Genomic DNA, 22,816 nt, shown 5'->3' on the forward strand with positions numbered 1-22,816 from the left:
AGTCTCACTTTTCACGAAGAATGATGCTACCCCCATAAATTTTTAAGGACACTCCCAAAACAGCGTTTGATTATCTCACAGACTCTACCCTGTTATTGTATTATTCCCCTCTAACATTCATTACACCCCAATGATTGGAAAAATAGAGGCTGCTCTTGAAGAAATAAGAGATATAAAGCATGTTAGATTCACTCACTTTTCTCGCGCTTCCCGTTTAAAACAGTTTGTATAGATTGATTAAGCGCATCGATATTTACCTGAGGACGGGGCTCATTAGATAGCTTATATTTCTGCTTTAACATCATGATTCTAGCCACGCTTTCATCAATACGTTTCATTGAAATATCTCCGTCATGAACAGCTTTTTTTAGCGCGTTTAGCGCCCCAAGTTGTTCATTCTTATGATAAGCGATAAGAACAATATCAGCACCTGCCTTTATTGATCTTATTGCCGCCTCGTCAACAGGATAATGTTTTTCAATAGCTCCCATCGTCATATCATCTGTAATCACAACACCCTTAAACTTTAATTTGTTTCTTAACATATCGGTCATAATGGTCTGAGACATCGAGGCAGGATACTTAGCATTTAACTGCGGTACCATGAGATGGGTCACCATAACCGCATCGGCTCCACTCGCGATTGCCTGTTTATAAGGCGCCCAATCCTCGGCTTCTAGGCGTTTCAATCCATAGTTAATCTGCGGTAAATCAGCGTGAGCATCCACTGTTACACTCCCATAGCCTGGGAAATGCTTAACAACAGGGACCACTTTCTCCGACTGTATGCCCTTCATGGTAGCTACACCCAACTGACTCACGATCTTTTTATCCGAACTGAACGATCGATTACCGATAGCGGCCTGTTCCGATTCCTTAATATCAAGCACTGGCGCAAAATCCATATTAAACCCAAAGGCTTGCAATTCCTTACCTATCACCTGCCCCATCTCTTTAGAAAAATCTTGATCATCTAACTGACCCACCTTCGCATTTGCAGGTAGGGATGTGATGGTATTTGGCATGCGTTCTACATCCCCTCCTTCTTGATCTACACTAATAAAAAGCGGCAAAGGATTGCCCGCATTCTGATTCATAGATTTTAATTGATTAATAAGCTGAACCGTTTGAGCAGTACTTTGGACATTCTTACCATACAAGATGACTCCACCAACATGCTTATCACGTATAAACATCCTTTCATTGGCTCCCATCGTTGTTCCTTCAACACCTACCATCAGCATTTGCCCTAACTTTTCATCCAAACTCATTTTGTTAATTTTAGCAGCTATTCCTTTATCTCCTTCCTCATGGTGCTGTTTGGGTGATGCTGCTCCGTTAGCTTTTTGAGAGAACTTCTGGCTCGAACATCCGATCAATCCTATAGTGAAAAGACATACCGCAATTATCACGATCAGTTTCTTCAAAAAGATACTCCCCCTTAGATAGACACTGAAATTCTAGGCCCATCTCTCTAAGTTGCTAACCAGTATTGGCATTATTCTATGACTTAATAAACTTAAAGATTATTAAAAGAAGTTCCCCACCTTCTAACAATGGGTAAGAAATCTAATGAATTTTTTCAATGAAAGCGCGTTTTCCCTCCTACCTCTTTAAGTATTCGTGGAAGCGACCCGTTTCTTAATGTCATTTAATGACCGACTTTAACCTTTCTCTTCGCAAAAAAAAAAACAGGCCGGTGACCTGATTTTTCAACACTTCTCTCTTTAGTTGTCCAATGTTTTTTTGGCTAAACTGACCGTAAATTGTGTGCCTTCATTAGGCCTACTTTCGACTTGAATGTCCCCATGATGCATCTCGATAATCTTCTTTACAATCGAAAGACCTAGCCCATTGCCACCAACTGAGCGATTTCTCGATTTGTCGGCTTTATAGAATCTTTCAAAGATACGAGCCTGAGTCTCCTTCGTCATCCCCACACCCGTATCAGCAATCTTCACAGCGACCTCCTCCTCGGTCTGTTCTATAGACACGTATATCTTGCCGTGCTCAGGTGTGAACTTGATACTATTATGAATGAGGTTGATCCAAACCTGGTTCAAGAGCGCTTCATCGCCCGTGATCATCACCTTCTCTAGATTAACCTCCATATCAATCTTTTTGTTAAGCCACTGGGGTTCACAAGTTAAGACCACACTCCGCAATTGCTGATCCAAACGATAGGCTTTGGGTTCAAAAGGGGCATGCTCTCCTTCAAGTGAAGTGAGCTTCAACAGGTTTTCACTCATCTGAGACAGACGTTTACTCTCTGTTTCTATAATTTCAAGATAATGCTTACGCTCTTGATCAGATAAATGATCGCTTTGCAGCGCCTGGGCAAAACCGCTGATAGACGTTAATGGCGATTGAATTTCATGGGACACATTGGAGATAAACTCCTGACGCATATGCTCCATTTCCCCTAGTTCTTCAGCCATGTGCTTAACGGTCTTCACAATATGGTTAAAGGGATGCCTTTCATTTTGGCCTGGAAATTGATAGGTTAAATCAATATTAAAATTCCCTTGCGCAATATTTTCCATGGCATCAATAATAGAGCCAAATAGCTTTTTTTGCCTTTCTTGTATCCGAGTGATGCGACTCACACAAAACATAATAAAACCAAAGATAATAAAGCCAAAGGTTGAAATCATTAATTGATGGATAAAAAGCGGCGGTGACCATGCAATTCGATTAAACACCCAGTGATCCACGAGAAAGGCGAGTGACCAACAAAGAAGGAGTGCACCGATGATCCCTAAAGCCCCTAAAACATGCTTTAAGATATTCCAAAATTTTTTCATGCATACACCTCCAACCTGTATCCAAGCCCGCGAATCGTAACGATTTTAAACTGTTCTTCATGTTGAGCTAAACGCTGCCTTAGCCGTTTAATATGAACATCAACGGTCCGTTCATCACCTTCATAGTCGAACCCCCAGATATCTTCAATGAGTTGTTCCCTTGAGAAGGTTTTACCGGGTTGCGATCCTAATTTAAAAAGCAATTCAAATTCTTTCAGTGGAAGCGTCAACGGCTGATCACCATCGAAGACCTCGTAGCTCTTTTGATTCAAGGTGAGATCACCAATTTGGATTTTTCTAGAAAGGGAAATTTTATATCTTTTGAGCAAGGCCTTTACCCGTGCAACTAACTCAATGGGTTCAAAAGGTTTTACCATGTAATCATCGGTGCCTAGGTCGAACCCTTTCACTTTTTGTTTCGTTTCCCCCTTGGCTGTCAGCATAAGAAGAGGCAGTTCTTCATCATAGTACCTTCTAATTTCTTGACAGAGCTCCCACCCATCCATATTAGGCATCATAATATCAAGAATGACTAAATCTACTTTTATCGATTCAAGAACACTCAGCGCTTCTTCTCCATCAGAGGCTTCATGGATATCAAATCCTTCTTGGCGTAGGAAAACACCAATCAATTCTCGAATATAAGGATCATCATCAACAATTAATATTTTCGTCATGGTACTCATCCCTCTAAATTTAATTCACTTTCTCAAGCATACACTAAAACGCTTTTTAAGAAACGAGAACCCCCACCTTCATGGGAGTTTTTCTATATTGTGGACTCTTTTAAGATACAATGTTTTTATGAACTGAATATGAACGTAAAATAACCCAAAATGGTCGCACGCTCTTGACCCTCCTCTTAGGGGAGGCTATAACATAGGAAAACAAGGAGGGAAATCATGCTTTATACAGTAAAAGATCTTTCAAAGCTTGGCAATGTGACGATAAAAACCTTGCACCACTATCATAAAATCGGTCTGTTGCTTCCAGAGCAAATCAGTCATTCTGGTTATCGGCTTTACGGGAGAAAGGAGCTTGAACGTCTGCAGCATATCTTGTTTTATCGAGCACTCGATTTCCCTCTCAAAGAGATCAAAAAATTATTAGACAGTGAACCTGATCGTTTGTCGCTTTTACTCAAGCAAAAAGCACTCTTGCTTGAGCGTATGAGACGAACAGAGCAACTCGTGCGGACTATTAACGAATCGATCACGTTCACCGAGAAAGGAGCCATTATGGACGAATCACAAATGTTCAAGGGATTTCAAAGTGAAGAGGAGTGGAAGAAAGCCTTAGAAGAGCAAAGTGCCTATTTGAAGGAAAACTATGGTGTCGATCTTATGGAGGAAAAGACGATTGACATCCAAGAAATGAATGTTTCAGCACAAGAGGCCACAAGTTTTATACAAGCGATGGCACAAGCTTTAACAACAGGGGTGAAATTTGATGATGAGCACGTACAAAGGTTAATGAAAAAACACATTGAATTTCTGAATTCTCATGGTCATGAAACCCAACCCGAACAGTTCGCTCAACAAAGTCGCTTCTTTTTAAATGATGACTTCCATCGAAATATGCTTGAAGATCAGCAAACTGGACTTTCTTACTATCTTTGTATTGCTGCCGAGACCTTCGCAGCACATCACACAGATAAGATCTAAGAGGCTGGGATAAAAGTATATAAGACAAAGGAAAAACCAAACGATTTTAAAGTCGTGCGGTTTTTCCTTTGTACGTAAGTCTCTCCGTCAAGATCCTTCGCTTTCTGCGGACACGGCCTCAGCTCACTCGGGATTGAAATATGTTATCCCGATGGATCTTCAGCTTGTGCTATTCCCGCAGGACTAAGGAAAGCGACTAGGAGAATCATCTTCTCAGAAAAAATCGTGGTTCTTACGATTTTTTTGAGTTTACGTATTTTGACTACGCTTTATATTTGCGTTATGACACTTACTCATGTTTAAAAATATGATTGTCCGTCTTTTGACTTGGCTTATTCCGTATGGCCCAGCCTCTTATACAAAGCAAAGGATAAGGTACCAAAGCAGAATAAAATGTGTAAAACTTTGGTCATTGGGACAATGTAGTTTTCCGCTTCAGAACGCTGCAATTCACTTGTTGCTGACGATGCCTAAGCCTTGGTGACAACCAACCTTAATATGTGAGTGTGAACACACAACATCAGGCTATGCTTAGCGAAGCGCCGAAGTACAAGCAATGCTTATATCAATTGACTTGTGCTAATTCATAAAGATAAAAAATATAATCTGTTGGAACGCCCGCATAACCCATTTGGCGCAGCATTGCAGTTATATTCCCCCGATGATACGTCCCATGATTGACGACATGTTGTACTAACTGTGACAGCGGGGTTTCTAAGCGTCCAAATTCAGGATGTGCACATTCAATAATTTTATCCAGATTGTCTTGATCTTCAAGAAAGGCTTGGAACGCTTCAGAAACATTCTGATACATCTCTTCTATTTGAATGAGATTCTTCCCTTTAATTTCCTTTTGTACACGTGCAACCACTTCCATCGTCTCATCAAAGGCCTCGCCTTTCATAACTGAGAACCATATCTGATCAACACGATAAATATGTGAGAGCACTTCAGCAATCGAAGGAAAAACGCTCTGCACTTCCTTTTCATCAATGCCTTCAGGTAACGATTTTAAATGTTTAAAAATACGTTGATTGGCCCACTTATGGTAGCCATATAAATCTTGCGTTTGTCGTGACATCCTAGCACCTCTTTATCATCAAATTTTTTCTTTTTTAACAGAAGAATGGCAACTCCTGAACACCTACCATTCTCGCATAAACAAAAAGCTGACCTTTATGATGGACCTCATGATCATGCATTAGTGTTAAAAACATCTTCCTTGGACCATTAAAATTAGGAATCTTTGATTGATTTTCCACTTCAAGGTCCTCGTCACTTAAAGCAGCATAGGCAGCCTTTGTTTCCTCTGTCCAAGCTTGAACGGTTTGATAGACGTCATCAAACGTTCTATATGAGTTACCTTTTGGTTCGGCTGCTATTAACTGAGAAAATTCTGCATCTCCAACTTTGACCAAAGTCACAAATGCTCGAGACCAATAGGCAATATGTACAGGAAGCTGGCCGAGTGTCATTGCCCCCTCCCAAGGCTTGAACGTCATATCCGCATCTTTTAGTGTCATTAATACCTTTTCCAGCACATTCCGATGCCTTAACCATTCTTGCATCATTGTTTCAACCTGAGTCACTATAACACTTCCTTTCACTTTTTCTTCAATGTTAACGAAACATGACTGACAACGGGCGTCAGTGAAGTTCATTCGACTGATAATATGTCAGGAGATCAGAAGCCACCGCGACTAATTTTTCCCTTAAGATCTGAGGTGCGATAACATGAATACTCTTTTCATAAGAAAGGAGAATGTGAGGAAGATAACCTAGCGCTGACTTCTTATCCATTCTAAAATGAATCTCATCTCCTTGGGCGTCCACAACAGTATGGCCAAGAAACCAATGAGTGCGTAAGTCTTTCAGTGTTTGTGGATGACCTGCTATATGAATATCTATCAGTTCTTCTTTAGGATTCGTAATCGGGAGTAACCTTTCAAGAAAAAAGGCCTTGGCATCAAAGCCCGGAGGCCGTTCAAAGTGTTTTTCATGTATCGTTAACTGATGAATACGATCGACTCGAAAGCTTCGAATAGCTTGACGCAAATGGCAATGACCGACGACATACCACTTTCCCAGCCAGTAAACCAGTCCATAGGGATCAATAGACCGTAACTGAGACTTAGGGGCATGCTCTTTTTGGTAATCAATACTTAGCGTGCAACAGCCGACTACGGCTTTCTCAATGTCCTGTAAAAGAGGCTGTAGAGTTTGATTGAAGGGAGGTTGAATTACATCTAAACCAAGCGCATAACGATCGATTGCTTCACGCTGGTCCTCATTTGAATACCTTTTCAATTTGGTGATCGCTTGATCGAGCACATCACCATAGGGATAGCCTGCTTCAATCGCAAAGCGCGCTGCATGCACCAGTGCCTTTTGTTCATCGGCATTGAAAAATAATGGGGCTTCTATGAAATCATCGAGCAACTGATAACCGCCATTATGACCTGAGTCAGCAATAATCGGGACACCACTTGCACATAAGGCATCGATATAGCGGTATACAGTGCGAATGTTCATCTCTAACTCTTCAGATAACGCCTTGGCCGTCATCCGTTTTCTTGCTCGTAAAAGCCACAAAATTGCTAGCATATTATCAGACTTTGACAAATTCTTGCCCTCCTAACCAAAGACCGACCTTATGTTTTATTGTTGCATTACACTTCGCCTTTCACCGCATCATTTCCTCCTTCGCTAACATAAGCGGGAATGGGGTAAGACCTGTTATACTAGCATTAGCCTTAGTCTTCCAAGCGACTAAGCACATAGGAGCACAATTTATTAAGGAGGCCATCTTCTAATGGAAAATCTACTCTTCATCCAAACGGGGTTTGGCGTTGATGTTCATGGACAGGATATAACCAAAGCTTCAGTCCGTGCGATTGTAAATGCGATTCATACCAACTCCATGCCGGGAATTAAAAACCTTTTGCCCGGTCAAGACCTTAACAATATGAAAGTCAACATTAAGCTTGCTGTGCCTTGCGATAAGGAAAAACTTGATATTGAGCGAGTAAAAAAGGAAATCCCTTATGGTACAGTGACAGTAGAAGTGATGGATGGTGGTATGAAAACATCCAGTGGTATCTTCCTAGAAGATAAAGAGGATAAAAATGATTTGATGTATATCGTCAATGCTTCCGTTGAAACAGGGTATTAATAAATAATTGACTCTTTAATCAGCCCGAAAACCAAAAAAGTGAGAGCGCCGTCAATAGATGGTACCCCCTCACTTTTTTCATTTTACCCTTTAACCATGGATACTTTTTCTGAAAACCCCCAAAATTACTAAATTCCTTCGAATACTTGACTACTTAGTTTTTCTATTTTACGCTAATATAATAGATGGATTTTTACCCCATTTTCAAAATATTTTAAAGTTGGTGAGGTTTTAAAATTGGCTTCAAGAGATACATCTTCAGAAAAGACATTTTTCGGACACCCACGAGGCTTATTTACACTCTTTTCTACTGAGCTATGGGAGCGGTTTTCTTACTATGGCATGAAAGCACTCCTTATTTATTATATGTATGACCATGTCTACAATGGTGGATTAGGGTTGGATCAAGGGACTGCAGCCTCGATTGTCTCTGTATATGGAGCGTTAGTGTACATGTCTGGGATTATTGGTGGTTGGATCTCCGACCGGATACTCGGAAGTAGACGAACGATTCTTTATGGCGGCATCTTAATTATGCTCGGTCATATCGCCCTTTCTTTTCCAGGTGGACTCGCGGCTTTATTTATTTCCATGGTTCTAATTGTCATCGGTACGGGCTTATTAAAGCCTAATGTTTCAAATGTTGTCGGTGACCTATACAGTAAAACTGATTCACGTCGTGACGCAGGTTTTAGTATTTTCTATATGGGCGTCAATCTTGGTGCTTTTATTGCCCCATACATTGCCGGTACCCTCGGTCAAAAAATAAACTATCATTTAGGTTTCGGTACCGCTGCAATAGGGATGGCGTTAGGTCTTATTTTTTATGTCGTCACCAGTCCTAGAACATTAGGTAAGGCGGGGCTTAATGTTCCTCATCCGCTCTCAAGTGATGAGAAGAAAACCGTTTATAGCCGCATTCTTATAGGCATTATTATCCTTGCCCTTCTTGTTATAATCGGTGCCTTAACAGGTCATCTCACAATTAATGCATTTACTACTGTTATCAGCATTTTAGGTGTCCTTATTCCCTTATGTTATTTTATCGTTATGTTGAGGAGTAAGAGAACCTCTGATGTCGAAAAGTCACGTCTATACGCGTATATCCCCTTGTTTATTGCGGCCGTCATCTTTTGGTCTATTGAAGAACAGGGCTCTGTTGTTTTAGCCATTTACGCGGACGAAAGAACGCAATTATCCTTTGGAGGCTTTACAATAGCTTCTTCATGGTTTCAATCGCTGAACCCTATCTTTATTGTCATTTTAGCACCAGTGCTTGCAGCCATATGGACGAAGCTTGGGAAACGCCAACCAATCACCCCTCATAAATTTTCACTTGGGTTGATTTTCGCAGGGCTTTCCTTCCTCATTATGGTCATACCTGCAATCGTGAATGGGACCAATGCCCTTTCAAGTCCGATATGGCTTGCATTGAGTTTCCTCATTGTGGTTATTGGTGAATTATGTTTGTCCCCAGTTGGATTGTCGGTCACAACCAAGCTGGCGCCTTCAGCTTTTCAAGCACAAACAATGAGCCTTTGGTTACTCTCTGACGCTTGTGCACAAGGTATCAATGCCAAGTTAACGCCTTTATATAATGCTCATACTGAAGTTTCCTATTTCGGTTATATCGGATTAGTTGGTGTTCTTCTTGGTATTGTTATCTTCTTCCTGTCACCTATGATTCACCGTCACATGCGTGGCCTTGATTAAAAAGAATAATATGGAAAAGTATTCGTCACACCGTTTTATTTTCAGTCCCTGCAGCAACATTGCGGGGACTGTTTTTTTGAACTACTGATCCTGAAGTCCTATCACTATCTTAATCTAAATAACCCCTCAAGTAACATTAACTTTTGGGAACTAAATATGGCCCCTTCATTTTTCATTTGTACTTATGTCCGTTATTATTAAGGTATACAAATCATGGGATGGAAAATTTGAATGTCTACTTCGACTTTTGCGCTTGTATGATTTTCTAAATGGAGGTGGCTTTGATTAAAAAACTATTATTAATCGGCGCTCAACGTGCGCACTTACAGCTTTTAAAACAATTTAAAGATACACCACAGCCTCTCATGGAAGTGACTCTACTCACACCCGATAAGTATTATTATCATTCCGGCCTACTGCCTGAACTTATTGAAGGACACAATGAACTCAAAAAAACACGCCTGAATATTGAGCCTCTTGCAACTCAAGCGAATGTCAAATGGATAAAGGCGGCTGCATTATCCTTGGATGCCCCTCGAAAAAGAATTCTGACGGATCGGGGAGACCTTTTAGCCTTTGATATCGTGTCCTTTAATATTGAAGGGCTTAATGAAGGTGGCGAACAGCCATTAGTTGCGGACAAAGCAGTAACTCTTCAGCAAAAATCACGCTTTCTTCAGAGAGTGCCTAAATTGCGCACTTCCGATAATCTCGTCATAGTGGGTGGCAGTCAAACGGCGATAGAAATAGCTTTTTCATTTCAAGCCTGGCGAAATAAAAATAAAGTCATGCAGCCTGTGACTCTCATTTGTCATCCAACGTTTTTTCCAGGCTGTTTCCCAAAGCTTTCTACAAAACTAGAAAAGCGGATGAAGTCTCAGGGCATTCATTTAATAAAAACGACAAGTCTGCCCACAGTACAGGAAAATAGACTCTTAATGGATTCAACAGCTCCTGTTCCTTATACCGACCTATTGTGGCTCACCCCACCACGCGGACCGAGGATGTTTGAACAAGCCCTTCTCCCTACTGATGAAAAAGGGTTTTTAAGGGTTGAAGAAACTTTGCAAGTAAAGGCCTTTCCTTATATATTCGGAGCTGGGGAATGTATTTCCCTTTCTCAAACTCAAGTGGGTGTTGATCTTGATACCATGGTGTCATTACAGGCCGACATCTTATGGGAGAATCTTAGAGGCTATGCCTTAAATGGCGAGGGCTATCTTTATGAGCCACCCAAAAATACGGGATCCACCCTATATATAGGCAATCAAGCAGCCCTTTACCTCTTCCAAAATCACTCACTTAAGAGTAAAAGAGCTTGGCGAGTCAAGGTGCGCGCGTATCACCAGTTTCTCGGAAGCTTGAATAGTCCACCATTACAAGAATGACGTTTGAACTCCTGTTTCTAGCTTTATTAAGATTGGAGCACTTATATAATGGAGTAGCGGGTTTCCAAGGGATTCAGACCAAAAATTCCCTGTCCCTGCGTCTTCTAGACAAGCTTCGGCGCCAGTTCCTCGGAACAATTCTGGCGGCTCTTCGTGAGGTGTCGCTCGCCCTATCCCCGCTGAAGTCTCCGTATTTTGATGACGCTCTCCGTTTCCTACTCCATCTTTGAACACCCACTTTAACTATCCTAAATCGGTTGTCCGCTTAAGCACTAAAGCCACCATCGGACTTCTTATTTTCTTTGATTCTTCTATGAAAAAGGTGTATTAGGTTCCCTTTATTCGTGTAAAGCATGATCATTAAATTTCCGAGTCCGATCCAACGGATCTCGCTTGGGTAATGCCTAAAATAAAGATATACAGAAATGAGTAACATACCTAAAATCGCTTGGAGACTATCCCAATCACTTGATGATTGGCCTTTTTTTATGATCAGTGTTATCCCTAAAAATACAGCTAATAAAATCGCATAGACCAGTCCAACCTCAAACTTAGTTAACGCGCACCAGACACCAAAAGTTACCGCTAACGCCTTTCCTCCTCTAAATTTAAGAAATGGGGAAAACGCATGCCCTAAAATGGGCGCAAGAGCAGTCGGAATCACCAGATAACCACTCACAAAATGACTCTCAACAAGTAGCACTAGTGGAAAGTAGCCTTTTAAGAAATCGAGGACAATCCCCACTATCCCATATTTATAGCCAGCTGATTTCCAGAGATTAGAGGCTCCAGGATTCCCATCACCCACCATTCTAAGGTTCTTTCGTGCGATAAGCCCTAGCCAATAGGAAAACATCAAAGCGCCACAAAGAAACTCTCCTAAGATGACTAAAAGAATCATAGCTGCCGCTTCCTCCCCACTTCAACTGTTCTCCCTTTCCAAGTCACTTCCTTAAGAAAAACGACTTGGTAAACTGAATATAAAATAACAATAAGAAAGAATAGCGTTGAAAGGATATGAAAGATAGGCATTATGAAACCGAAGCGCCCGACGAATTTGACGAAATAAACGATTTGCAGCATATAAAGAAGATAACCAATGAATAGAGGAAGAAAAAAGGATGTCTCTAAAAAGAAGAGAAAGGATTCAGACACCACGAGACCTAAAATCCAGAGAACAACAAAGAGGAGTGTGGGTGCTCTTAAGGAGGTGGTGCTTAACACTGCCCCTTTTCCAAAGCCTTGAAATTCACTCTTAATCCCTTGAGGGTACATACGAAAGGCGACAAGGTCCCCACCGATATAATTATGAACCGCAATCCCTTCTTCAATGAAGCGTGCACCAAGATTTAAGTCATCCAAAATCTCTGATTTAATACTGTCATGACCCTTTACCTTTTCATAATCTTCTCTAGTGGTAAGAATACAGGAGCCATAAAGACCTTTGCGCGGATTCTTAATTTCAAATGGTGAGGTAAAGGCAAAAACCCCAAGAATGTTGAAAACTAACGCTAAGCGCTCATACAACTTTTTCGTGAAATGGTAGGGCACTATCGAAAGAACCCCCCCAGATTTTTGCCGAGCCTTCAATAATATCTCCAGGGCTTGAGGGGCCAAGCGAATATCGGCATCAAGAAAAGCAATCAATTCACCTGTTGACCGTAAAAAGCCATTCCATACTGCCCATGTTTTCCCCGTCCAGCCTTGAGGTAATTTTGGACAATCGATCACCTTCACCCCATAACTTTCCGCAACAGCCTTCGTTTGATCACTGGAACCATCATTGACAACAATAATCTCATAAGGATGATAGGTTTGCGCGTGTAACGAGTCCAACAGATGCGCAATATTTTCTTCCTCATTACGTGCTGGAATAATAATCGAAAGCTTTCCTTTCTCCTTATAAGGCTCCCAATGGATGGGGACCGTCTTCCTCTTCATGAGTATAAAACCTGAAAGACACCCCAATATAATAAAAAAGAATAGCCCCATCACGTTTCACATCCCCTAAAAATAGCAATTTTAAAATCTATTGAACAAGGGAATAACACAAATTTTAGAATACTTAAATTATAAACAAAACGAAGGGATATTACACTATTAGAAAAACCACACCTAAGATATATACTATGCTAAGATGTGGTTCTCCACGATGCAAAATCCTTATTTCTAGTTAACTTTTTCCTAAGCCGAACTTAATACGTCCTTTTTTATTCCTCATCTTCGCTTCTGGCCTCTTTATACAAAACGACAATCCAAGAGCGATGACGGTTAGAATCGTCACCACAACAAAAGCAACATTCACACCATGGATAGCAGGATTGGCGACAGTTGCTGAAGCCTTTGCACTGACAGCAATAGTGGTTTGGATGGTGACCAAAATCGCTGTCCCTATTGAGGCAGAAACTTGCTGCATCGTATTCACCATCGCGGCACCATGAGGAATAAGGTGCTGCGAGAGCTGATTTAGCCCTGCTGTCGTCACCGGCATCATCACCATCGATAAGCCAAACATACGAATCGCATACATCACTGTAATATAGGCAAAGGAAGTCTCAGTATCTAAAAAGGTAAAGCAAAAGGAGGAGAGAGTTACAATCGTTAATCCTGTTATCGCAAGCAACCGTGCACCAATTTTATCAAAAATACGCCCCGTTATCGGTGCCATTATTCCTGACACCAACGCTCCAGGTAAAATGGCTATACCTGATTCCATCGGAGAAAACTCACGCATATTTTGCATATAAAGTGGGATTAATGTTTCTGCTCCAATCAGCCCCATAAACCCAATCATGGCAATCCCTGTTCCAAGGGTGAAAATAAAGTTCTTAAAAACCCGGAACTCTAGCATGGGCGCTTTATGCTTTAACTCTCTTAAGATAAAAGCGGTAAGTGCTATGGCACCGATACCTAGTGAGAGTACCGTACTTGTAGCTCCCCAACCATTATTCCCTGCACAAGTAAACCCATAAAGAAGGCCCCCAAAGCCAAATGAGGAGAAAATAATCGCGATCACATCCACTTTAGGATGCGTAAGCTCCGTCACATTTCTCATCGCGAAAAAGGCAACCACGATATCTATAAGCGCAATAGGCAAAATGATAAAAAACAAGAGTCGCCATGAATGATGCGCAATAACCCAACCTGAAAAGGCAGGACCAATCGCTGGCGCAAAAGAAATGACCAAACCAATATAGCCCATGACCGTCCCTCGCCTATTTATCGGAAATATCAATAAAAAGACTGTCTGCATTAATGGAAGCATAATCCCTGCTCCACTTGATTGAATGACTCTGCCTACCAACAAGAATTCAAAGTTTGGAGCAATTCCGGCAACCAAGGTTCCAAAAGCAAAAATACTCATTGCGGAAATAAAGAGCTTCCGCGTCGAAAACCGTTGGAGCAAAAAAGCACTGACAGGAATCATAATACCGTTGACCAACATAAATACCGTTGTTAACCATTGCGCTGAATTGGCCGTAATATGCATTTCAGCCATAATTGGCGGTATAGCTGTGATCATAAGCGTTTGATTCAATATAGCAATAAATGCCCCAGCAAGTAAAAGCGCTGCGATCGCTACTTTATTATAGGGTTGATGAGGAAGTGCTTCACGATATTTCATTTTCCAAGGCCCCCTGTCTCCCGTTTAAATTTTTAGAAAACTCGACTTGTGCTTCACCGCTTTACTAAGGACAGCCTGATGTACGTGCCTTTGCACACAGTAAAGTTGTCACCAGACCTTAATGGCGACAGTCGAAGTTAAGTTGACACTTATAAGGTCATCCATAAAGTGATACATTCTGACGTTTTAAGAAAAAGCGTAATACACATTCAATACATTTTAACCGTTAATTCACATGCCGTCTACAGTTTTACACTTAAAAAATAACCGTGAATAAATCTCTCTAAAACGCTTATGATAATGCTTATGCTTAAGCTCTATAGGGAGGGAGCATTCATGAATAAGCCACTGATCGCCTTAACAGCAGATTTCGAACAAAATCAATATAAAATCAAAGAAGAATATTGTTTAAGTATCTTAGAGACTGGGGGGTTACCAGTTGCTGTCCCTTACCTCACAGATACACTCTCACTACAAGAGATCCTAAGCAAAGTGGATGGATTAATACTCACCGGTGGAAGTGATATTGATCCTGCTTTATATGGAGAGGAGCCTGCTCCAAGTCTTGGCACTATCGTTCCTGCAAGAGATCGCTTTGAAATTCCTTTGGTTCAATATGCCCTCACCCTCGATCTCCCTATTTTAGCCATTTGTCGTGGGCTCTTGATACTTAATGTGGCTGCCGGTGGATCCCTTTATCAAGATATCTATGCCGAAGCCGGTGCCTCTCTGCAACATAAACAGAGTGCTCCTCGTGATCATGCCTCTCACAGCATTAAAGTAAATAAAGGCACGCTTTTACATCGATTCACGCAAACAGAGCGGCTTCGAATTAATAGCTTCCACCACCAAGCCATAAAACGTATAGCCCCCGGATTTCACCTTAGTGCTGCGGCCCCTGACGGAATAATTGAAGCTATTGAGCATCCTCAAAAAAACTTTACTCTTGGGGTCCAATGGCACCCTGGAAGTCTGCTGCAAAAGGATCCTAGTGCACGTCGACTCTTTCAAGGCTTTATTCAAGCGGCTATGGAATATAACGCTTCAGAATAACAAAAATGCGGAGTGACCCATTAAAAATAGAAAAAAATTGTTGAAACGCTTTTATTGTGTTATTATGTAAGCGATTACATTAAGGATTGGAGTACATCCATGACTGAACTTAGGGATAGAATAATTGAAACATCACTCTTATTATTTGAAAAGCATGGCTTCCATGGCGTCACTGTCAACGACATTGTGAACCATTGTGGCACTTCTAAGGGTGGGTTTTATCACCACTTTCGGTCCAAAGATGAATTGCTCTTTGTGATTCACGACACCTTTATTACATATGTATTAGATAAAGCCCATGATGCCATTTCAAAATACAGTGAGCCCAAGTTACAGCTTCATGCCATCATTCAATCTTTTGCTAAAGTCTTTGATCTATATAAATCGCACATCTCAGTCTTCTATCAAGAAAGCAATTATTTGAAGCCCCAGTTTGAACAGCTCATTAAAAAGAAAAGAGATGAGTTTAAAACTATCGTCTTTCAAGTCATCCAAAAGGGACAACAGACCGGGGAATTTAGAAAGACATTACCTATTGAAATCGCTGGCATGTCTTTATTAGGCATGGTCAATTGGACTTACAAATGGTACCAGAAGGACGGTGAGAAGTCGATTGAAGAAATCTCAGAACTCTTTACAGACATCATTTATCATGGGATTTTAACACATCGCTAAGCAGTTTTGGCCTTTTTATTCACCTTTCAATAAAAGCGCTTACATTTACTATGGTTTAAACCGACTAACGGGTCGGTTTATCAAATAAAAGTTCAAAATCAAGGGAGGGTTATTATGGATTTCGAGCTTTCAAAGGAACAAGAAATGACAAGGCGAATGGTCAGAGCGTTTGCCGAAAACAAAATTAAACCTCGAACTTTAGACATTGATAAAAAGGCCCAGTTCCCCAAAGACCTTTTTGATGAGATGGGAGCATTAGGTCTTCTTGGGCTTCCCTTCCCCGAAAAATATGGAGGCTCTGATGGTGATACACTGACCTACGCTATCGCGGTTGAGGAAATTGGTCGGGTCTGTGGAAGTACAGGACTCAGCTATGCGGCTGCCGTTTCTTTAGGGGCATCTCCTATTTATTATTTTGGAACAGAGGAACAAAAACAACAGTTTCTCACTCCACTAGCGAAAGGTGAAACGCTTGGAGCCTTCGGGCTAACAGAGCCTAACGCAGGGTCAGATGCTGGCGGAACCCAAACGACTGCAAAACTCGAAGGCAATGACTATATTATCAATGGCGAAAAGTGCTTCATCACGAATGCCAACTACGCCTCAATCCTTACAGTGACAGCAGTAACCGGAAAGGATGCGCGTGGAAAAAACATGATTTCAGCACTCCTTGTTCCCGCGGATACACCAGGGGTTACTATCAGAAATGCTTATGACAAAATGGGGGTCCGTGGATCAGACACAGGAGAAATTTTTCTAGACAATGTTCGGGTTCCTAAAGAAAATTTATTGGGGGACCCAGAAAAGGGCTTCAAACAATTTTTGTACACCCTTGACGGTGGACGTATCTCTATTGCAGCTCTTGGACTCGGCATCGCACAGGCCTCATTAGAAAGAGCACTAGCTTATGCCAAAGAACGAAAGCAGTTTGGTCACCCCCTTTCTACGTTCCAGGCTATCCAATTTAAGCTGGCAGATATGGCGATGGAAATTGAGCTTGCCCGTAACATGGTATATAAAGCGGCCTGGTTAAAGGATCAAAAGAAACCCTTCACCAAAGAATCAGCCTTTGCTAAACTCTTTGCCACCGAAACAGCATTTAGGGCAGCCAATCAAGCGATTCAGATTCATGGTGGCAACGGCTATATGCGTGAATATGAGGTAGAACGATACTTACGAGATGCCAAGCTTCTCGAAATTGGTGAAGGCACCTCAGAAGTTCAAAGGTTAGTCATTGCTCGGCAACTAGGCTGCTAGAAAATCCCAACAAATGACTGGAGGCTTCACACCATGTTTTTTAGGAAGATACTTATTGCCAACAGAGGAGAAATTGCATCAAGGATTATTCGAACTTGTAAACGGTTAAACATTCCCACCGTGGCCATCTACTCGGAGCCTGATGCCCAGGCACCTTTTGTGAAATTAGCTGACGAAAGCTTCCCACTCGGAGGATCACAAGTCAATGAAAGCTATTTAAATATGAATAAGATCATAGCCATTGCCAAAAAAGCGGATGTCGATGCCATTCATCCAGGATATGGACTCCTAAGCGAAAATGCTGACTTCGCTAAACGTTGTGAGATGGAAGGCATTACATTTATTGGGCCCAGCTCGACTTGCATTGAGAAAATGGGCAATAAGATCGCCGCGCGCCAAGCAATGAAAGCTGCGGGTGTCCCCATAATTCCTGGAACTGACGAGCCCATTACAAGCATAGAGGTGGCTAAAGAACACGCCGAACATTTAGGTTATCCTGTCATGGTCAAAGCCTCCGCTGGTGGAGGTGGCATTGGCATGCAAATGGTGTCAAATGAAGAAGAGCTCGAAAAGGCCATTGATAGTAATGCCACTCGAGCGAAGAATTTCTTTGGAGACGGTACCCTTTATTTAGAAAAAGTGATCAAAAACGCTCATCACATTGAAATTCAGTTACTCGCTGATCAAATGGGGAACACTTTGCATCTCTATGATCGTGAATGTTCAATACAACGAAGACATCAAAAAGTCATAGAAGAGGCTCCTTCCCCCCTATTATCTGAGGAAACCCGCCTCTACATGGGCGAAACAGCGATAAAGGCGGCTAAAGCTATCCAGTATTCCAGTGCGGGCACTATCGAATTTTTAGTTGATGAGGAGCAACACTTTTATTTCCTTGAAATGAATACACGCCTACAGGTTGAACATCCAGTGACTGAAGAAATTACCGGGCTTGATATTGTGGAAAAGCAGATCGAAATTGCAAGTGGGAAGTCCTTAACGCTTAAGCAGTCCGATATAAAAATAACTGGTCACAGCCTAGAAGCACGTATTTATGCAGAGGATCCGAAAACATTTTATCCTTCGCCAGGGAAAATCACCACAATGAAATGTCCTGAGGGAAAACAAATTCGGCATGAACTTGGCGTGCAAGAAGGCTTTACTGTCTCGCCTTTTTATGATCCGATGATCGCAAAACTCATTGTCACGGGGCACGATCGGATGGAGGCTCTTTACTTATTAAACGAGGCTGTGGATGCTTATATCATTAAAGGGATTAAAACCAATCTGCCTTTCATTCAGCAAATCCTTAAAACCGATGCCTTTAAAAACGGGCGAACACGAACATCCTTTATTCATGACTATATTTAGAAAAACCGGGCAAAACCATGCCTGTTCCTTATTAAAGCAATGGAAATGTTTTCTTATCCTAAGACAGCTTCAGCTACCCAGTTGATTGGAGCGGAAGATACGAGAATCCGAACACCTATTCTCAGTGTGTTCCTCAGCGCCGCTGACTCACGGATACCTAACTAGAGTCCTTCAGGAAAAGCAACTAGCGTTACTTCACGCATACACTTCGAGTTGTTCCGAGAAAGCTAACGACAAAGCACTACGAGTAGACGACGCAGGAACAGGAGATTTGTAGCATAAAGACTTAGGAACACAAATATAACAACCAAGGAACTCGGTTAAAAACGTCACGTCCTGTGACAACACCGATCCTACCCACATCAAAAAATCATAAAAACACGATTTTTCTGCGAGTATTAATCTCTTAGGAGCTTTCCTTCGTACTGTGGGCATGAGGAAAGCAAGCGTCCTGGAGCAAAGCTTCGTACCGCCCTGATGACTAGAAGTGACTCTAATAAGATCTTCGGAAGACCATACATTCTAAAAGCTAGAACGAAAACTCACTCAAGGAATATTAAGGAGGAATTTAAAATGCATCATATTGTTGCCTCGATGGCAGGGAGTATTTGGAAAATTGTTGTTAAAGAAGGGGATGTTGTGGCTAACGGCCAGGATGTCGTCATTCTCGAATCGATGAAAATGGAAATTCCTATCCCTTCTGAAACAGACGGTAAGGTCAAAGCACTCAAAGTAAAAGAAGGGGACTTTGTAAACGAGGGTGACCTCATCGCGATCATCGAGTAGAAAACAACGATCTAAAGGAGTTTTTCAAAACGATGAAGATGCCAAATCACGCCATCATTAAAGAAGTGGGCCCACGCGACGGGCTTCAAAACGAAGCGAGTATTCTTGCCACTGAGCATAAAGTAGAGTGGATCAACCACTTATCAGAAACGGGCCTTTCCTATATCGAAATTAGTTCCTTTGTTCATCCAAAGTGGATTCCCCAGCTCGCGGATGCCCTTGAAGTGGCACGCAACATTCAGCGCCATTCACAGGTGACTTATGCTGCGCTAGTGCCGAACAAAATAGGACTAAAAAGGGCCTTGGAGGCCAATCTTGATGAAATCTCAGTTTTCATGTCTGCGAGTGAGACTCATAACAAGAAGAATATTAACAAAACCATTGCGGAAACACTTCCTGTTCTAGAATCTATTGTCCGAGAAGCCAAGCAGCATGGTTTATCTGTTCGTGGCTATCTTTCGACGGTATTTGGTTGCCCCTACGAAGGCGAGGTCGCTATCGATCAAGTCATTACCCTTTCTCAAAGCCTTTTTAATATGGGGATTGATGAATTATCCTTAGGCGATACCATCGGTGTCGCTAATCCAAAACAAGTGGCCAACATCCTCATCCGCTTACGTGAAGCATTTCCTCACAAAAATATCGCGCTCCACTTTCACGATACACGAGGAACTGCCCTGGCCAATTGCCTCACCGCTTTACAGCTCGGGTTCAACACCTTTGATAGCTCACTAGGAGGTTTAGGAGGGTGTCCTTATGCAAAGGGCGCCTCTGGAAACCTAGCAACCGACGATTTACTTTATATGCTGGAGGGAATGGGCATTGCAACCGGTATTAATCGAAAGAAGCTTTTACAGGCCGCTCAATACATCCAAGGAGTGCTTCCCCAGCCCTTACCGAGTCACCATATGCAAATCTTTGCTAAAGGAGGTAACCCCCTTTGAATACCGTGAGCTTTGAAATAAAAGAAGACATGATTGGACTCCTTACACTGAATCGACCTGAAGCTGCTAATGCCTTTTCTACAGAACTTCTGTCTGACTTAAACAATGTCATTGATCAGGTTGAGCACCTTACAGACCTACGCGTCCTGATCCTGACTGGGAGTGGAAATAAAGCTTTCTGCGCCGGAGCTGATCTCAAAGAAAGAGCAAGTATGAACGAGAAAGAAACCGTTCAAGCTGTTCGACGGATTAAACAGACACTCTCGAGAATCGAAGCCTTACCCCTCCCTACCCTCGCCGCCATCAATGGTGCCGCCTTTGGTGGCGGCTTGGAACTCGCACTCGCCTGTGACCTGCGGTATGCAACTGAACACGCGAAAATGGGCCTGACCGAAACCTCTCTGGGCATTATTCCAGGAGCTGGCGGAACACAAAGGCTCTCTCGCCTGATTGGCATAGGAAAAGCCAAGGCACTTATTTTCACTGCTAAAAGACTGACAAGCACTGAAGCCCAGACCATGGGATTACTTGAAGGCGTTTTTACTCACCAAGAATTTTTTCCTCGAATCTTGGCGGTAGCCCAAGCCATCAGTAAGAACGGTCCCATTGCCATCAGGCAGGCAAAAAAGGCAATAGCATTAGGCTTCGATACGGATCTGCACACTGGGTTACAGATTGAAGAATTATGTTATCTAGCTACGATTCCTACCCAAGATCGCCTAGAAGGGTTAGCGGCGTTTAAAGAAAAACGTCACCCCCATTATCAAGGAAAATAATAATAAATGAGGTGAACTTATTCATGGCCAGAGATGAAAACTTACTTCACACTGTAGAAATGATCAAAAAGGGCGGTGCGACGAAATATCATGAAAAAAACCAGGAAAAAGGTAAGTTATTTGTTCGTGATCGCCTCTCCCTTCTGCTTGATGAAGATATAGAAATTGAGGATGCCTTTTTTGCCCATTGTCAGGATGGAAAGCTCCCTGCTGACGGCGTTGTCACAGGTATCGGTAAAATTAGTGGTCAGACAGTCTGTGTGATGGCCAATGATTCTACAGTTAAAGCTGGATCCTGGGGAAAAAGGACGGTTGAAAAAATCATCCGTATTCAAGAAACAGCACAAAAATTACAAGTTCCCATGTTCTATTTAGTGGACTCTGCAGGCGCTCGTATCACCGATCAGGTAGAAATGTTTCCCGGGCGTCGAGGCGCCGGACGTATTTTTTATAACCAAGTGAAAATGTCCGGCCAGGTCCCTCAGATTTGTCTCCTTTTTGGACCCTCAGCAGCAGGTGGAGCCTATATTCCGGCCTTTTGTGATATTGTCGTCATGGTTGAAGGAAATGCCTCAATGTATCTTGGCTCGCCGAGGATGGCCGAAAAAGTGATTGGAGAGAAAGTCTCCTTAGAGGAAATGGGCGGCGCAAAAATGCATTGCTCCGTCTCTGGATGTGGCGATGTTCTTGTCCAAACCGAAGAAGAAGCCATTCAGTATGCTAAACGTTATCTAAGCTATTTTCCTTCGAACTACAAAACTAAAACAAATCGGATAACAGCTAAGGAACCAACGGTCTTTGAAAAACCATTGTCCGAGATTATCCCTAAAAACCAAAATGCTCCCTTTAATATGTTTGATTTGATTGATCGGCTCATCGATGGAGACTCTTTTTGTGAAATCAAACGTGAATTTGCCAAAGAATTAATTACAGGCTTGGCACGGATAGATGGGCAAGCTATTGGCATTATTGCCAATCAACCGCGAGTAAAGGGAGGCGTCCTTTTCCATGATTCTGCGGATAAAGCGACCAAATTCATCCAGCTGTGTGATGCTTTTAATCTTCCCCTGCTCTTTTTGGCTGATATTCCTGGCTTTATGATCGGAACACATGTTGAAAGAGCTGGCATTATCCGACATGGGGCTAAGATGATTTCTGCTGTTAGTGAAGCCAGTGTGCCTAAAATTTCTGTTATCGTCAGAAAGGCTTATGGTGCCGGGCTCTATGCCATGGCAGGCCCTGCTTTTGAACCGGATTGTTGCCTTGCCCTTCCTTCTGCGCAAATCGCAGTTATGGGTCCTGAAGCCGCAGTTAATGCTGTCTACGCGAATAAAATCGCCGAACTTCCCGAAGAAGAGCGCCTCGCCTTCATCAAACAAAAACAAGAAGACTATAAAGCTGAAATTGATATCTACCATCTCGCTTCCGAAATGGTGATTGACGATATTGTGCAACCTGACAACTTGCGTGACGTTTTGATCACACGCTTTTCAGCCTATGAAAGCAAAAGCTTCACCTTCACCCATAGAAAACATGGCGTGTATCCCGTCTAATAAACTCTTTAATATCTTCTCTAGTATTTTGTATG

22 protein-coding genes are annotated in these 22,816 nt (G+C 42.1%); 12 read left to right on the top strand and 10 right to left on the bottom strand.

All coding sequences use genetic code 11. The features are described from left to right. Window positions 1-188: 188 nt before the first annotated feature. From nagZ to IEV91_RS04840, 3 genes are all read right to left on the bottom strand, one after another. A complete protein-coding gene (gene nagZ / locus IEV91_RS04830; RefSeq protein WP_188496284.1) occupies window positions 189-1,427 on the bottom strand; it encodes a beta-N-acetylhexosaminidase in 1,239 nt (412 codons plus the stop codon). A gap of 300 nt (window positions 1,428-1,727) precedes the next feature. Next, window positions 1,728-2,804, bottom strand: a complete 1,077-nt coding sequence (locus IEV91_RS04835) for a sensor histidine kinase (protein ID WP_188496285.1) — start codon at window positions 2,802-2,804, stop codon at window positions 1,728-1,730. Further along, complete coding sequence (locus IEV91_RS04840) at window positions 2,801-3,481, bottom strand: response regulator transcription factor (RefSeq protein WP_188496286.1); 681 nt, start codon at window positions 3,479-3,481, stop codon at window positions 2,801-2,803. Before IEV91_RS04840 ends, IEV91_RS04835 begins: the two co-directional genes overlap by 4 nt. 225 nt (window positions 3,482-3,706) lie before the next feature. Between IEV91_RS04840 and IEV91_RS04845 the strand changes: the two genes are divergently transcribed. Beyond that, window positions 3,707-4,468, top strand: a complete 762-nt coding sequence (locus IEV91_RS04845; RefSeq protein WP_188496287.1) for a MerR family transcriptional regulator — start codon at window positions 3,707-3,709, stop codon at window positions 4,466-4,468. Between the two features lie 565 nt (window positions 4,469-5,033). Here the strand turns inward: IEV91_RS04845 and IEV91_RS04850 are convergent. From IEV91_RS04850 to IEV91_RS04860, 3 genes are read right to left on the bottom strand one after another with little or no spacing between them, the layout of a single operon-like run. Further along, a complete protein-coding gene (locus IEV91_RS04850) occupies window positions 5,034-5,549 on the bottom strand; it encodes a DinB family protein (RefSeq protein WP_188496288.1) in 516 nt (171 codons plus the stop codon). Window positions 5,550-5,583: 34 nt separating this feature from the next. After that, the gene (locus IEV91_RS04855; protein WP_188496289.1) at window positions 5,584-6,057 is read right to left on the bottom strand and encodes a DinB family protein; all 474 of its coding nucleotides are present in this window, start codon (window positions 6,055-6,057) and stop codon (window positions 5,584-5,586) included. Window positions 6,058-6,115: 58 nt separating this feature from the next. Next, a complete protein-coding gene (locus IEV91_RS04860; RefSeq protein ID WP_188496290.1) occupies window positions 6,116-7,090 on the bottom strand; it encodes a helix-turn-helix transcriptional regulator in 975 nt (324 codons plus the stop codon). 190 nt (window positions 7,091-7,280) lie between these two features. Here IEV91_RS04860 and IEV91_RS04865 point away from each other — a divergent pair, with 190 nt between their 5' ends. From IEV91_RS04865 to IEV91_RS04875, 3 genes are all read left to right on the top strand, one after another. After that, complete coding sequence (locus IEV91_RS04865) at window positions 7,281-7,640, top strand: Lin0512 family protein (protein ID WP_188496291.1); 360 nt, start codon at window positions 7,281-7,283, stop codon at window positions 7,638-7,640. 237 nt (window positions 7,641-7,877) lie between these two features. Beyond that, window positions 7,878-9,353 (top strand): peptide MFS transporter, encoded by a 1,476-nt coding sequence (locus tag IEV91_RS04870; RefSeq protein ID WP_188496292.1) that lies wholly within the window; start codon window positions 7,878-7,880, stop codon window positions 9,351-9,353. A gap of 281 nt (window positions 9,354-9,634) precedes the next feature. Then, window positions 9,635-10,741, top strand: a complete 1,107-nt coding sequence (locus IEV91_RS04875) for an NAD(P)/FAD-dependent oxidoreductase (protein WP_188496293.1) — start codon at window positions 9,635-9,637, stop codon at window positions 10,739-10,741. Here IEV91_RS04875 and IEV91_RS04880 read toward each other — a convergent pair. From IEV91_RS04880 to IEV91_RS04895, 4 genes are all read right to left on the bottom strand, one after another. Then, complete coding sequence (locus IEV91_RS04880) at window positions 10,730-10,975, bottom strand: hypothetical protein (RefSeq protein ID WP_188496294.1); 246 nt, start codon at window positions 10,973-10,975, stop codon at window positions 10,730-10,732. The two genes, IEV91_RS04875 and IEV91_RS04880, sit on opposite strands and share 12 nt — an antisense overlap. A 31-nt stretch (window positions 10,976-11,006) precedes the next feature. Next, entirely contained in the window at window positions 11,007-11,642 is a 636-nt protein-coding gene (locus IEV91_RS04885; protein WP_188496295.1) for a glycerol-3-phosphate acyltransferase, read from the bottom strand. Then, complete coding sequence (locus IEV91_RS04890; RefSeq protein WP_188496381.1) at window positions 11,639-12,733, bottom strand: glycosyltransferase family 2 protein; 1,095 nt, start codon at window positions 12,731-12,733, stop codon at window positions 11,639-11,641. The genes IEV91_RS04885 and IEV91_RS04890 overlap by 4 nt, the downstream gene beginning before the upstream one ends. A gap of 181 nt (window positions 12,734-12,914) precedes the next feature. Next, entirely contained in the window at window positions 12,915-14,366 is a 1,452-nt protein-coding gene (locus tag IEV91_RS04895) for a DHA2 family efflux MFS transporter permease subunit (protein ID WP_188496296.1), read from the bottom strand. 336 nt (window positions 14,367-14,702) lie between these two features. On the opposite strand from IEV91_RS04895, the gene IEV91_RS04900 reads away from it, so the two are divergent. The 8 genes from IEV91_RS04900 to IEV91_RS04935 all read left to right on the top strand — a co-directional run bounded on the left by IEV91_RS04900 (window position 14,703) and on the right by IEV91_RS04935 (window position 22,781). Continuing rightward, window positions 14,703-15,419: a gamma-glutamyl-gamma-aminobutyrate hydrolase family protein gene (locus IEV91_RS04900; protein ID WP_188496297.1), complete on the top strand. Its 717-nt coding sequence runs from the start codon at window positions 14,703-14,705 to the stop codon at window positions 15,417-15,419. A 99-nt stretch (window positions 15,420-15,518) separates the two neighbouring features. After that, window positions 15,519-16,094: a TetR/AcrR family transcriptional regulator gene (locus IEV91_RS04905; protein ID WP_188496298.1), complete on the top strand. Its 576-nt coding sequence runs from the start codon at window positions 15,519-15,521 to the stop codon at window positions 16,092-16,094. A gap of 114 nt (window positions 16,095-16,208) precedes the next feature. Continuing rightward, entirely contained in the window at window positions 16,209-17,351 is a 1,143-nt protein-coding gene (locus IEV91_RS04910) for an acyl-CoA dehydrogenase family protein (RefSeq protein ID WP_188496299.1), read from the top strand. Window positions 17,352-17,384: 33 nt separating this feature from the next. Then, window positions 17,385-18,722 (top strand): acetyl-CoA carboxylase biotin carboxylase subunit, encoded by a 1,338-nt coding sequence (locus IEV91_RS04915; protein WP_188496300.1) that lies wholly within the window; start codon window positions 17,385-17,387, stop codon window positions 18,720-18,722. Window positions 18,723-19,295: 573 nt separating this feature from the next. Further along, the gene (locus tag IEV91_RS04920) at window positions 19,296-19,508 is read left to right on the top strand and encodes an acetyl-CoA carboxylase biotin carboxyl carrier protein subunit (protein ID WP_188496301.1); all 213 of its coding nucleotides are present in this window, start codon (window positions 19,296-19,298) and stop codon (window positions 19,506-19,508) included. A gap of 32 nt (window positions 19,509-19,540) precedes the next feature. Continuing rightward, window positions 19,541-20,452: a hydroxymethylglutaryl-CoA lyase gene (locus IEV91_RS04925; RefSeq protein ID WP_188496302.1), complete on the top strand. Its 912-nt coding sequence runs from the start codon at window positions 19,541-19,543 to the stop codon at window positions 20,450-20,452. After that, on the top strand, window positions 20,449-21,228 hold the full coding sequence (locus tag IEV91_RS04930; protein WP_188496303.1) for an enoyl-CoA hydratase: 780 nt from the start codon (window positions 20,449-20,451) through the stop codon (window positions 21,226-21,228). The genes IEV91_RS04925 and IEV91_RS04930 overlap by 4 nt, the downstream gene beginning before the upstream one ends. A gap of 23 nt (window positions 21,229-21,251) precedes the next feature. Beyond that, window positions 21,252-22,781, top strand: coding sequence for an acyl-CoA carboxylase subunit beta (locus IEV91_RS04935; protein ID WP_188496304.1), 1,530 nt, complete (start codon window positions 21,252-21,254; stop codon window positions 22,779-22,781). Window positions 22,782-22,816 lie beyond the last annotated feature (35 nt).

The sequence above is a fragment of the Pullulanibacillus pueri genome, assembly GCF_014639255.1.
Taxonomy (GTDB): domain Bacteria; phylum Bacillota; class Bacilli; order Bacillales; family Sporolactobacillaceae; genus Pullulanibacillus; species Pullulanibacillus pueri.